General features: G+C 34.0%; 13 protein-coding genes and 1 pseudogene. 11 read left to right on the forward strand and 3 right to left on the reverse strand.

Features of this window, described 5'->3' with window-relative positions:
- Window positions 1-95 precede the first annotated feature (95 nt).
- The gene (locus A9G32_RS09435) at window positions 96-1,070 is read left to right on the forward strand and encodes an ornithine cyclodeaminase family protein (RefSeq protein ID WP_065589389.1); all 975 of its coding nucleotides are present in this window, start codon (window positions 96-98) and stop codon (window positions 1,068-1,070) included.
- Window positions 1,071-1,140: 70 nt separating this feature from the next.
- On the opposite strand, the gene gpsA is transcribed toward A9G32_RS09435, so the two are convergent.
- From gpsA to A9G32_RS09450, 3 genes are read right to left on the reverse strand one after another with little or no spacing between them, the layout of a single operon-like run.
- A complete protein-coding gene (gene gpsA / locus A9G32_RS09440; RefSeq protein WP_442902819.1) occupies window positions 1,141-2,157 on the reverse strand; it encodes an NAD(P)H-dependent glycerol-3-phosphate dehydrogenase in 1,017 nt (338 codons plus the stop codon).
- Window positions 2,158-2,197: 40 nt separating this feature from the next.
- The gene (secB, locus tag A9G32_RS09445; RefSeq protein WP_065561473.1) at window positions 2,198-2,674 is read right to left on the reverse strand and encodes a protein-export chaperone SecB; all 477 of its coding nucleotides are present in this window, start codon (window positions 2,672-2,674) and stop codon (window positions 2,198-2,200) included.
- A 24-nt stretch (window positions 2,675-2,698) separates the two neighbouring features.
- A complete protein-coding gene (locus A9G32_RS09450) occupies window positions 2,699-3,139 on the reverse strand; it encodes a rhodanese-like domain-containing protein (RefSeq protein ID WP_065589391.1) in 441 nt (146 codons plus the stop codon).
- 130 nt (window positions 3,140-3,269) lie between these two features.
- On the opposite strand from A9G32_RS09450, the gene A9G32_RS09455 reads away from it, so the two are divergent.
- From A9G32_RS09455 to cra, 10 genes and pseudogenes are all read left to right on the forward strand, one after another.
- Entirely contained in the window at window positions 3,270-3,473 is a 204-nt protein-coding gene (locus A9G32_RS09455) for a hypothetical protein (RefSeq protein WP_065589392.1), read from the forward strand.
- Between the two features lie 176 nt (window positions 3,474-3,649).
- Window positions 3,650-3,898, forward strand: a pseudogene (locus tag A9G32_RS13690) (hypothetical protein); the annotation flags it as partial.
- Between the two features lie 226 nt (window positions 3,899-4,124).
- Window positions 4,125-5,534, forward strand: a complete 1,410-nt coding sequence (gene glnA / locus A9G32_RS09465; RefSeq protein WP_065589394.1) for a glutamate--ammonia ligase — start codon at window positions 4,125-4,127, stop codon at window positions 5,532-5,534.
- Between the two features lie 72 nt (window positions 5,535-5,606).
- Entirely contained in the window at window positions 5,607-6,656 is a 1,050-nt protein-coding gene (glnL, locus tag A9G32_RS09470) for a nitrogen regulation protein NR(II) (protein ID WP_065589395.1), read from the forward strand.
- A gap of 5 nt (window positions 6,657-6,661) precedes the next feature.
- Window positions 6,662-8,122, forward strand: coding sequence for a nitrogen regulation protein NR(I) (gene glnG / locus A9G32_RS09475; protein ID WP_065561467.1), 1,461 nt, complete (start codon window positions 6,662-6,664; stop codon window positions 8,120-8,122).
- A 212-nt stretch (window positions 8,123-8,334) separates the two neighbouring features.
- On the forward strand, window positions 8,335-9,288 hold the full coding sequence (locus tag A9G32_RS09480) for a siderophore ABC transporter substrate-binding protein (protein ID WP_141671441.1): 954 nt from the start codon (window positions 8,335-8,337) through the stop codon (window positions 9,286-9,288).
- An 11-nt stretch (window positions 9,289-9,299) separates the two neighbouring features.
- A complete protein-coding gene (locus A9G32_RS09485) occupies window positions 9,300-10,256 on the forward strand; it encodes an ABC transporter permease (RefSeq protein ID WP_065589458.1) in 957 nt (318 codons plus the stop codon).
- Window positions 10,246-11,217, forward strand: coding sequence for an iron chelate uptake ABC transporter family permease subunit (locus A9G32_RS09490; RefSeq protein ID WP_065589396.1), 972 nt, complete (start codon window positions 10,246-10,248; stop codon window positions 11,215-11,217). Before A9G32_RS09485 ends, A9G32_RS09490 begins: the two co-directional genes overlap by 11 nt.
- Complete coding sequence (locus tag A9G32_RS09495; protein ID WP_065589397.1) at window positions 11,214-11,969, forward strand: iron ABC transporter ATP-binding protein; 756 nt, start codon at window positions 11,214-11,216, stop codon at window positions 11,967-11,969. The genes A9G32_RS09490 and A9G32_RS09495 overlap by 4 nt, the downstream gene beginning before the upstream one ends.
- Before the next feature lie 134 nt (window positions 11,970-12,103).
- Window positions 12,104-13,108, forward strand: coding sequence for a catabolite repressor/activator (gene cra / locus A9G32_RS09500; protein WP_065589398.1), 1,005 nt, complete (start codon window positions 12,104-12,106; stop codon window positions 13,106-13,108).
- Window positions 13,109-13,177 lie beyond the last annotated feature (69 nt).

Here is a 13,177-nt window from a genome sequence, read left to right on the forward strand (position 1 = left end):
TTTTTTATGGTTTAATTAACAATAAATCTTGATCTAAAAAATAGATAATAGATACTAAAGTTCAAAAAATATAGAAAATCAATTAAGGAATAAAAATGCTTATTTTAACGGCCAATGATATTGAAAGATTTTATACAATGAAAGATGCGATAGCTGCAGATAAACAAGCTTTGAAAATCTATAGCCAAGGAAACAGTGATGTGCCGTTACGAATTAATTTTGATATGCAAAAGGGACAATCCTTGTTTATGCCCGCACATATTAAAGGTAGCGATATTGTGGGTATAAAAATTGTTTCGGTATTTCCTGACAATCCTAAATTGGGTAAACCATCAGTACCAGCTCAAGTTTTAATGTTAGATCCGCAAACAGGTGAAGTCTGTGCTATGTTAGATGGCACTTTTGTCACTCAGCTTCGTACAGGAGCCGTTCAAGGTGCAGCAACCGATTTGCTGGCGCGTAAAAATGCTAGTCGAGCAGTGTTGATAGGTACTGGTGGGCAAGCTGTATCTCAATTAGAGGCAATGTTAACTGTTCGTTCACTTACTGATGTCGCTATTTTTGATATTGATACACAAAAAGCGGAACAATTTACAGAAGAGATGAAATATCGTTTTGCTCATTTTTCTACTAACCTTTATTTTTCAAAAAATTTGGATGATGACATTAGTCAAGCTGATATTATTACTTCGGTTACAACCTCAAAAGTTGTGACATTTAATGGCGAAAAAGTAAAACCTGGCACGCACGTTAATGGAGTGGGTGCTTATACGCCAGAAATGCATGAAATTCCTGAATGTGTAGTTGAAAAGGCTAATATTCGGGTAGTTGATACTAAAGAAGGCGTATTTGCTGAAGCAGGTGATATTATTGATCCAATTAAACAAAAATTGGTATCAGAAGATGATTTTTTAGAGTTAGGAGATTTAGTGATAGATCCAACCCAATGCCGTCTAAATGATCAGCAAGTCACGCTGTTTAAAACTGTTGGTACAGCTGTATTAGACGTGTATATTGGCTACGATATTTATCTTAAAGCAAAAGAAAAAGGAATTGGTACGTTTTTATAATACTTAGATATCAAGTTAGTATAATTTTGTGTCAAAAAGTTTCAGGTAACTAGGTGTTTGAGTATAAAAATTAGCTTTTTAGTTCTTCTTTTTGTGAACGCCTAAGTAATGCCACTGCGGCTTGTTTTGGATCTTTATTTTCATAAATAACTTGATAAATTTGTTCAGTGATAGGCATATCTACATGATATTTTTGAGCTAATAACCAGACTTCTTTTGTATTGTTGCGACCTTCAACAACTTGGCCAATAGTATCTTGAGCTTCTTGAATGGATTTATTTTGGCCAAGTAACATTCCAAAACGACGATTACGGGATTGATCATCGGTACAGGTTAAAACCAAATCACCTAATCCAGCCATTCCCATAAAGGTTGCTGGATCTGCCCCTAATACTGCACCTAAACGCATCATTTCAGCAAGTCCACGTGTAATTAATGCTGTTCTGGCATTGGCTCCAAAGCCAAGACCATCAGATAATCCAGCACCAATAGCGATAACATTTTTGATTGCACCACCAAGTTGCACTCCAATAAAATCTTTGCTGCTATAGACTCGGAAGCTTTTGCTACAATGAAACAAAGTTTGCAGTTGATTTAAAAAATGCTCATTAGTTGATGCTACAGTTACCGCTGTTGGTAATCCATATGCGACTTCTTTAGCAAAAGTAGGACCAGAAATGACCGCTAATGGAATCTTATTGCCCAAAATCTCCTCTGCAACATCTTGTAATAATCGGCCAGTATTAACTTCAAGTCCTTTTGTAGCCCAGACAATTTTTGTATCTTGGCGTAAAAAAGGTTTGATTTGAGTCAAAATACTTGCAAAAGCATGACTTGGCACCACAATAAGTAAAATTGGCGCAGCTAAAACTGCCGTTTTTAAATCAGTTTCAATTTGTAACAGATTTGGGAAAGGAATATTCGGTAGAAACTGTTTGTTTTGCCTATCATGCTGCAAAATGGTCATTTTATCAGGATTGTGCCCCCATAATAAAGTTGAGTGACCATTTCGAGCCAGCAAAATAGCTAAAGAGGTCCCATAAGATCCAGCGCCAATTACTGTTACTGCAGCATCTTTTTTCATAATCATCTAATAAATTTATTATCAGTTAATTGTAATACAATGACTATTGTAGTGTTTCTTTTGATTCAGCTTCAGCTTGTTGTTGCTGAATATAGTTCATAAATAGTGCTTCAAAATTTACTGGTTCTAAATTCACTTGTGGGAATGTACCTTTATTCACTAAACTTGAAATTACTTCACGAGCATAGGGGAACAAAATATTTGGACAATAAGCACCAACACAATGTTGAATTTGGCCTTCGTCAAATCCGACAAGTGAGAAAATACCCGCTTGAGTAACTTCACAGATATACACAACTTCGTTTTGTTGTTTTACTGTTACAGTGACACGAAGTGCAACTTCATATACATTTTCACTTAAAACTTGCGAAGATGAATTTAATTCAAGATTCAGTTCTGGTTGCCATTGTTTAGTAAAAATTTCTGGAACATTATTAGTTTCAAATGAAACATCTTTAGTATAAATACGTTGAATAGCAAACTGTGTTTCTGGTTGTTGTGTATTGTTTTGTTCTGTCATGATAAAACCTTATTTTTTATAATATTATTTTCTAACTAATGGTAAATTCTCGCCGTTCCATCCAGCAATACCATCTTTTAATACAAAGACATTTGAAAAACCTTGTTTGACAAGTATTTCACCTATACCTGTTGATGATAAACCATTCTCATCAATTAAAATAATGATATTTTCTTTAAACTTTTCAATTGTTTTTGCACTTGCATTTTTAATGTCGATAGGCAAAATGTTATGAGAATCTGTTATATGCCCTTTTTTGAAGCTATCAGCAGAGCGAATATCAATAATAACTGCATCTTGTTTATTTACCATATGGATTGCCTGAGCATTATTGATAACTTTAACTTTAGATAGCTTTCCTTTAATGGTTAGTACAATGATTGCAATAAACAGCACAATCCAACCTAGGGACAGTAAAAAATGATTTTTTACAAAAGGTAGAATTTCGAGTGTTATAAAGTCCATATTTGTATGATTACCTAGTCATTTCAATATAAGGTGAGATTATAACGATATTATGCACTGAAATACAGCACCAATAAGAAAATCTTGCTATTTTATAAAAAATATTTATTTAATTTTAAGGGATAGGTTAATGAGATTGAAACAATTTATCTTTTGGGTTTGTGTTGTATTTTCCATTATTTCTCCGGCGTTTTCTGATGATTCTTCTGAATTTAATAAATTTAATTCTCAAACTATTGAAGACGAATCTTTATTAGCTAATTATTATTTAGAAAATGGAGATTATCATCAAGCTTATGCTGAACATATTTTAATAAACAAATTTCTGAGTTAAAGAGAACAAAACTTCGTAACGTAAAAATCAAACATTCAGAATATTTCCCGCATTATGACTATGATCCCGATTTAACTTGTCGTGATTTTTTGCGTGAATTTGATGCAGATGCGCCCGATTTCTTTAAATATAATGATTGTATACAAAATGATAAAGAACAATGAAAACCTCTTAAAGTTATTTATAAAATTGAGGGTAAATATGCAAAACAAGCACATCAGTATTTAGTTAACACCATGGGAATAGGTGAACTTAAATTAATTTGCTGTTATTGGGGTACGGATGTTTATCCTTCTACATCTTTTGTAAATCCTAAAGATCATATGCTGTATCACGTGGTGTTTAGTTCAGAAGAAACGATTGAGCATGACTGGAATAAAATAACTTTTCATTTGAGCATTGAAGCACTGCGAGAAGATATATAGAGCATAAAAATTGGGTTTAATTTTTTATATGACTATTTTGGTGCATTATTCTGGTGCTTATTGCATTATTTTAGTGCAACTGTAATATTTATGTTACTATAGCTACTTATAAAGCCACCAAAAATAGAGTTAAAAAATTGGCATTATATTTGCATACGTTATAGCAATTTGGTAAGAATACCTTAAAAACTGAATAATTATTATTTGTCCTCAATGGAGAAGATACATGTCTATACTAAAAGTTTTAACACAAATTAAAGAAAATGATGTTAAGTTTATTGATTTACGCTTTACTGATACAAAAGGTAAAGAGCAACACGTTACAATTCCTGTTAGTCAAATTGATGACAGCTTTTTTGAAGATGGTAAGATGTTTGACGGTTCATCAATTGCAGGTTGGAAAGGTATTAATGAATCAGATATGGTGTTAATGCCAGATACATCAAGTGCTGTTATCGATCCTTTTTTTGAAGATGTGACATTAAATCTCCGTTGTGATGTTTTAGAGCCTGCAACATTACAAGGATATGATCGTGACCCACGTTCAATTGCTAAACGTGCCGAAGAATTCCTAAAATCATCAGGTATTGCTGATACTGTTATTTTCGGTCCTGAACCAGAATTTTTCTTATTTGATGATATTCGTTTTGGTTCGCCAATGTCAGGTAGCTTTGTTCATATCGATGATATTGAAGCGGCTTGGAACTCAGGTACTAAATATGAAGAAGGCAATAAAGGTCATCGTCCAGGTGTAAAAGGTGGTTATTTCCCACTTCCTCCGGTTGATTCATCACAAGATATCCGTTCTGAAATGTGCTTAATTATGGAGCAACTTGGCTTAGTGGTTGAAGCTCACCACCATGAAGTTGCAACAGCAGGTCAAAATGAAATTGCCTGTCGTTTTAATACGTTAACTAAAAAAGCAGATGAAGTACAAATTTATAAATATGTTGTACAAAATGTGGCACATGCATATGGTAAAACTGCGACATTTATGCCAAAACCAATATTTGGTGATAATGGTTCTGGTATGCACTGTCACCAATCATTGGCAAAAGATGGCGTAAATTTATTTGCTGGCGATAAATATGCTGGTCTTTCTGAAATGGCATTATTCTATATTGGCGGTATTATTAAACATGCGAAAGCAATTAATGCATTTACAAACCCTGCAACTAACTCTTATAAACGTCTTGTACCGGGATATGAAGCACCAGTTATGCTTGCTTACTCGGCTCGTAACCGTTCAGCATCAATCCGTATTCCAGTCGTGACTAGCCCTAAAGCTCGCCGTATTGAAGTTCGCTTCCCAGATCCAGCAGGTAATCCATACTTATCTTTTGCTGCGCAGTTAATGGCTGGTTTAGATGGTATTATCAATAAAATTCACCCTGGTGATGCAATGGATAAAAACTTATATGACTTACCACCAGAAGAGTCTAAATTAATTCCTCAAGTTGCGGGTTCACTTGAAGAAGCACTTAATGCATTAGATGCAGATCGTGAATTTTTAACACGTGGTAACGTATTTACTAACGATACTATTGATGCATACATTGATTTAAAACGTCAAGACGTTGATCGTGTACGTATGACACCACACCCAGTTGAGTTTGAAATGTACTATAGTCTATAAGCTATATAGTAATTTAACCTATTAAACCACCGTTAATTTGCGGTGGTTTCTAATCAGGACGGAAAACCAACGATGACATTTGATAATGAATCTGATGCTAATCTTGTTCTCGATTCTATGATTACAAGTATTTTATTACTTGATACTAAACTTAATATTCTGTATGCCAATATTGCTGCTCAGCAATTATTAGCACAAAGTTCAAAAAAATTATTAGAAAGTTATCTTCCTGATTTGTTGGGATACTTTTCTTTGGATATAAATTTAATGCTCAGTACATTAGAGCAAAATCAGGGTTTTACAGATAATGAAGTCAATTTAGTTATTAATAATGAATTACATATTTTAACGTTGACAGCTCAACTATTAGGTAATGGACAGATTTTAATTGAAATGACGCCATTAAATAGCCATAAACGCCTTAGCCAAGAACAATTACAACAAGCGCAACAGAGTGCTGCTCGTGAATTAGTTCGTGGACTAGCTCATGAAATTAAAAATCCTCTAGGAGGGCTTCGAGGCGCCGCTCAATTATTATCACGTGAACTACCTAAAAATGAATTGCAAGATTACACAAAAATTATTATTGAACAAGCAGATAGGTTAAGAAATCTGGTAGATAGGTTATTAGGCCCACAGCAGCGATTACAACAAAAAGAACAAAGTATTCATCAAGCAATAGAACGTATCTATGCTTTGCTGTGTTTGGAAAAACCAATGAATATTGAGATTCTACGTGATTATGACCCAAGCCTACCCGATTTTATTCATGACTCAGAACAAATAGAGCAGGTAATTTTAAATATTGTTCGCAATGCTTTACAGGCTATCGGATCCAATACTGGCACAATTATTATCAGGACAAGAACTGCTTTTCAGATTACTTTACATGGACAGCGCTATCGTTTGTGCGCTCGTATTGATATTGAAGATACTGGACCAGGTGTGCCTGTTCATATACAAGATACTTTGTTTTATCCTATGGTGAGCGGGCATGAAGGAGGTACAGGTATTGGACTTTCGATTGCAAATAATATTGTTGATCAACATCATGGTAAAATTGAATTTAATAGTTGGCCTGGGCATACTCAATTTTCTGTCTATTTGCCAATTAGGCAGTGAGGTAAATGAAAATGAATGTTTGGATTGTTGATGATGATAGCTCTATTCGATGGGTATTAGAAAAAGCATTAACTAATGCTCATTTTAACTGTGTTAGCTTTGAGAGTGGTCAACAAGTTATTGATGCATTAGATACATATGTACAAAAACCAGCTGTACTAATTTCTGATATTAAAATGCCAGGACTTGATGGTTTGACATTGCTTCATCATATTAAAGAGCAAATGCCGAATTTGCCAGTTATTATTATGACTGCTCATTCCGATCTAGATGCAGCAGTAAATGCCTATCAAAAAGGTGCTTATGATTATATTCCTAAACCTTTTGATGTGGATGAAGTTATTCAATTGGTTGAACGTGCGATTTCACAAACCCAAAGTAATAAAACCAATAATAATACAACAAGTAAAGCCTCGACAGGTATTATTGGTGAAGCACCTTCAATGCAGGAAGTTTTTCGTATTATTGGTAGGCTTTCCAAATCATCAATTAGTGTATTAATTAATGGTGAATCAGGAACGGGGAAAGAATTAGTTGCAAAAGCATTACATATCCATAGCCCACGCTCACAATCCCCTTTTATTGCGCTAAATATGGCAGCCATACCTAAAGATCTTATTGAGTCAGAACTTTTTGGACATGAAAAAGGGGCGTTTACTGGAGCGGCTCAAATTAGGCACGGGAGGTTTGAACAAGCGAATGGTGGAACATTATTTCTAGATGAAATTGGTGATATGCCACTTGATGTTCAAACCAGATTATTAAGGGTGCTTGCTGATGGGCAATTTTATCGTATCGGCGGTTATTCACCTGTCAAGGTAGATGTCCGTATTATTGCAGCTACTCATCAAGATTTACAAACTAGGGTTCGTGAGGGTAAATTTAGAGAAGATCTTTTTCATCGTCTAAATGTAATTCGTATCTTATTGCCACCGCTACGCGATCGAATTGAAGATATACCAAAACTATCAGAACATTTTTTACATACAACCGCCAAAGAATTGGGGGCAGAAAGTAAAGTATTCAGTTCGGAAGCTTTAAATGTTTTATGTCGCTTTAATTGGCCGGGTAATGTTCGTCAACTCGAAAATATTTGTCGCTGGGTTACGGTGATGTCTTCGAATAAAGAAGTTTTAGTTCAGGACTTGCCTCCAGAATTGTTGCAATTATCGACAGCTAAAACAGTGGTTACAAATGAAAATACCACATTGCCTACAAGCCACTTTTCTCAACAAGAAGTTGATTGGAAAGTATTGCTGGAACAATGGGCAAAACAAGCTCTAATAGATGGTAAAACAGGAATTTTGACTGAAGCAATAAATGATGTTGAACGAATCTTACTAAGAAGTGCACTTAATTTTACTCGAGGTCACAAACAAGATGCTTCTCATCTGTTAGGCTGGGGGCGAAATACCTTAACTAGAAAACTTAAAGATTTATCGCTTGATCCCACTAAACACCCTTAATCACCAATATTAATTATGCTATCGAATAAATCGATAGCTTTTTAATCCATTCATTTGAGCGCTATTTAATCTGTCTTTTGTCACATATTAAATTTTTAAATATTTAAAGTGCATTGAATAGAGCAAAGTTTTTAGTTACAATCTTAATGTAAATGATAATTATTATAATTATCGTTTTTTGTTTTTTATTTGGTTGATAATTAGGAGTTACAATGTATTCATATATCAAAGTGAAATTTTTAGTTTTGCTTGCTGTTTTGCTTGTTTTGGTTGGATGTGACAATAAAAAAGAACAGCAAACCTCTGCAAATACGCTTACCATTGAACATGCTCAAGGTAAAACCGATGTGCCTGAAAATCCTAAAAAAGTTGTTGTTTTTAATACTGCAACACTTGATATCATGGACGCATTAAATATTCCTGTGACAGCAGTGCCTCAATCAGACGTACATTATCCAACTTTCTTATCTAAATATGGACGGAAAGACTACACTAATGTGGGCACTTTATTTGAACCAAATTATGAAGTTTTAAGTTCAATTCAACCAGATGTTATTGTTGCTGGAGGTCGCGCTACTGATGCTTATAAAAAATTGAATGATATTGCTCCGACGATTTCTTTAGATATTGACCCAAATAATTTTTTAAGTAGTTTAACTCAAAGAACAGAACAATTAGGCTCAATCTTCAATAAACAAAATGAAGCTAAGAAACTTATTGTCGATTTTAATCAAAAAATCGAACAATTGAAAACCAAGACAACTACTGCTGGCACAGCACTAGTGATTATGGTTAATGGCGGTAAAATGTCGGCTTATGGCTCAAAATCTCGTTTTGGTTTTGTGTTTGATGTGCTCGGTTTTCAGCCAGCAACTACTTTCCAAGAAGCTGGTCGTCATGGTAATGCTGTTACCTCTGAATTTATTTTGAGTGTTAATCCGCAGTGGATATTTGTGTTAGATAGAGATAATGCAATTGGTAATAAAGAAGCTCAGTCTGCACAACAAGTGCTTGACAACGAATTGATCCGAAAAACTGCTGCATGGCAACAAAACCATATTGTTTATTTAGATTCTTCTTCTATGTATATTGCTGGCGGTATTCAAACCTATAGCCGTTTGATGGATCAAATAGGTGTCGCTTTGCAAAGTGAACCAGCGCATTAATGTAAAGCATGATTAAATCATTTTATTTTATTGCAGGTATGTTCATTTTATTGATCATGACTGCAATAAGTTTATTTATTGGTGCAGGGCATGTGACACTATTTGATTTATGGTCAGATAGCAATATGCGTGAGATTTTTTTTGTAAGCCGTATTCCTCGAACTGTTGCCTTATTGTTAGCAGGTAGCGCCATGAGTGTTGCAGGTTTGATTATGCAATTATTAACACAAAATCGATTTGTTGAACCTTCTTTAGTTGGCACTACTCAATCGGCTAGTCTTGGCTTATTAGTTATGATGGTTTTAGCTCCTGGCGCTAGTGTCATGACTAAAATGGTTGTTGCTAGCCTATTTGCTATGATTGGCACAATGATATTTATGGCGATTTCTCGAAAGATTATTTTAAAGTCAGCAATAATGGTACCTCTTATTGGCATTATGTTAGGTGCAGTTATTAGCGCTATTACTACATTTTTTGCCATGTATTTTGATTTATTACAATCACTTGGTGGTTGGGAATCAGGTGATTTTTCAGCTATTTTAAAAGGTCGTTACGAATTATTATGGTTGGTGGGTGGTTTGACATTACTTGCTTGTTGGTGTGCGGATCAGTTTACTGTAGTTGGCTTGGGGCGTGATTTTTCTATTAATGTAGGGCTTAACTATGGTCGTGTTATGTTAACAGGACTTATTGTTATTGCATTAATTGGTGGTATTGTCGTTGTAGTTGTTGGAGTTTTACCATTTTTAGGATTGATTGTACCAAATATTGTTAGTTTATTATTTGGGGACAATGTTCGTAAAACCATTCCATGGATCTGTTTGTTTGGTAGTGGATTAGTTTTAATTTGCGATATTATTGGGCGTGTAATTCGCTATCCTTTTGAGATACCCGTGAGTGTTATTCTTGGCGTAGTTGGCGCTATTATTTTTTTAATATTGTTGAGTCGAAAACGTCATGTTAGTTAATCAAAAACGCCATATTTTGTGTCAAAAAAGAGTTCTTTTATTGTTAATTATTGCTTTAATATGCATAACATGTTTTATGACCTTCAACCTTAAAGGCAATATTAGCTATATTTTGAAGCATCGAACGTGGGTAATGCTAACTATGATTTTAGTCGCTTTTTCGGCTGCGACATCAACACTGCTTTTTCAAACAGTTACCAACAATCGAATATTAACACCTTCTATTATGGGATTCGAATCACTATTTGTACTTATTCAAACTGTTGTAATCTTTTGTATTGATTCACAAGGTATTCCTTATATTGGTATTATTGGTAAATTTGTATTCGAATCACTTTTATTAATTTTATTCTCTTTATTTTTATATCGAGGTTTGTTTACTAGACTCAAGAAAAATTTACATTTGGTATTATTAATAGGAATTATTTTAGGCACATTATTCCGTAGTTTTTCTAATCTATTGCAACGCTTAATGACTCCGTCTGAATTTGCTGTGCTTCAAAGTCGTATTTTTGCTACATTTACGCGTGCAGAGCCTGTATTGATTATCTTTTCGTTAGTAATAGTAGCTATTGTTGGTCTATTTTTATGGCAAATGCGATTTAAATTTGATGTACTTGCGTTGGGTCGGGATAATGCAATCAATTTGGGTATCGATTATCAAAAAAGTGCCGCTATTATATTATTGCTAGTTTCAGTTTTAGTGTCAGTGTCAACGGCATTAGTCGGTCCATTCACTTTTTTGGGGCTTTTAATTACTAATTTAGCTTATAGTATTAGTGGATCAAACCAACATCGTTTTTTACTGCCTACTGCTTTTTTGTTAGGTGTTATTTTTCTGGTCGGTGGACAAATGTTCTTAGAGCGAGTATTAAATATGGTTGGTGCATTATCCATTGTCATTGAATTCATTGGTGGTTCTTTGTTTATCTTCTTATTATTAAAAAAGGTTCCAAAGTGATAAAAATTGATAATGTTAGTAAAAACTATCAAACAGTATCTGTATTAAAAAATGTCAATGCGACGATTTCACAAGGTGGAATTACTGCTATTATTGGTCCAAATGGGGCGGGAAAATCGACGCTATTATCAATTATAAGTCGTCTTCTATTAGCTGATGAAGGACAAGTTAAAATTCAAAATATGGATGTTGTTAATACGCCAAGTGATAAACTTGCCACTTATTTATCAGTATTGAGACAAGAAAACCGTTTTACCAGTAGATTGTCTGTTTTTGAACTAGTTGGATTTGGGCGTTATCCTTATACCAAAGGGCGTTTAAATGCTGATGATTATAACCATATTTATCGAGCGCTCGATTTTTTAGATCTTACTGAATATAAAGACCGCTTTTTAGATGAATTATCTGGTGGTCAACGGCAACGAGCTTATGTTGCTATGGTGTTATGTCAAGATACTGAATATGTATTACTTGATGAACCACTCAATAATCTTGATATGAAACATGCTGTTGCCATGATGAAACAATTGCGCCGCGCAGCCGATGAGCTGGGTAAAACCATTGTGATTGTTATTCATGATATCAACTTTGCATCCGTATATTCAGATTACATCTTAGCGATGAAAAATGGTGAATTAATATACCAAGGCAATTCACAACAGATTATGAAAGCCAATATTTTAGAAGATATATTTGATACACCGGTCAAAATTGAAAATATTCACAATCAAAATATTGCTATTTACTATTAACAAATACAATGGAAATTAATTAATCTTAATAGTAAAAAGTTACAATTGTTTAATTAAGTAAATAAAAATTATTGTTTACTATTTATTTCTAACCATGTTAAATAATTGGCAATATTTTTGTTGAGATAATTATAATGAAATTACAGGAAATAGCACTTTTAGCTGGTGTATCAAGGACGACGGCCAGTTATGTGATCAATGGAAAAGCCAAAAAGTACCGCGTTAGTGATAAAACAGTCGAAAAAGTTATGTTGGTGGTGAAAAAACATAATTACCAACCCAATGCGGTAGCAGCGGGGCTTAGAGCAGGTAAAACCCGGACTATAGGCATTATTATTCCTGATTTAGAAAACAACAGTTACACTCGCATAGCTAATTATTTAGAACAATTGGTAAGAAAGGAAGGATATCAATTACTAATTGCATGTTCCGAAGATAATCCACAAGTCGAAAGAGAGTGTGTCAAACACCTTCAGCAGCGTCGCGTAGATGCCTTAATTGTTTCTTCTTCGTTTGTTTTTGCTCAAGATTATTTTTTTTATGATGACTGGCAAAACGAAAAGATTCCATTATTTGCACTTGATCGAATATTATCCATCTCTAAATTTAGAAATATTGTAGGTGCAGATAAACAAGATTCTAAATCACTTGCTCAAGCATTTAATAACTTTGTACAAGATTCAGTGGTTTATATAGGAGCCTTACCAAACTTATCTGTTAGTCAACTTCGTTTAGATGGTTTTAAAGATATCAAACTTGACAATTGTAATAAAGTTGATTTTTTATATGCAAATAACTATAGTCGACGAGATGCTGATTTAGCCTTTAGTCAATGGCTAGAAAGTCATGAATTGCCTAATGGCATATTTACTACCTCTTTTTCTTTATTACAGGGGAGCATTGATGCAATTTTAAGAAAATTTGGGCACTTACCCGAGAGTTTAACTATTGCTACCTTTGGAGATAATGAATTGTTAGATTTTTTACCATGTAAAGTTATATCACTTTCACAAGATCATAAAGAAGTTGCCGATGTAACAATAAAACTGTTTTTAAACTATCTGCATAACAATAATTACCAATCGGGCACAACAATAATTCCAAGACGATTGATCTATCGAGGTAGCTTAAGCCGTTAAGGTATTAATAGGCATAAAAAATATGTTAATTTTAAAACAGTTCAAATTAAAAAATAAGATCCAGATCAC

It is taken from the genome of Gilliamella sp. Gris3-2 (genome assembly GCF_001690345.1).
Taxonomy (GTDB): domain Bacteria; phylum Pseudomonadota; class Gammaproteobacteria; order Enterobacterales; family Orbaceae; genus Gilliamella; species Gilliamella bombi.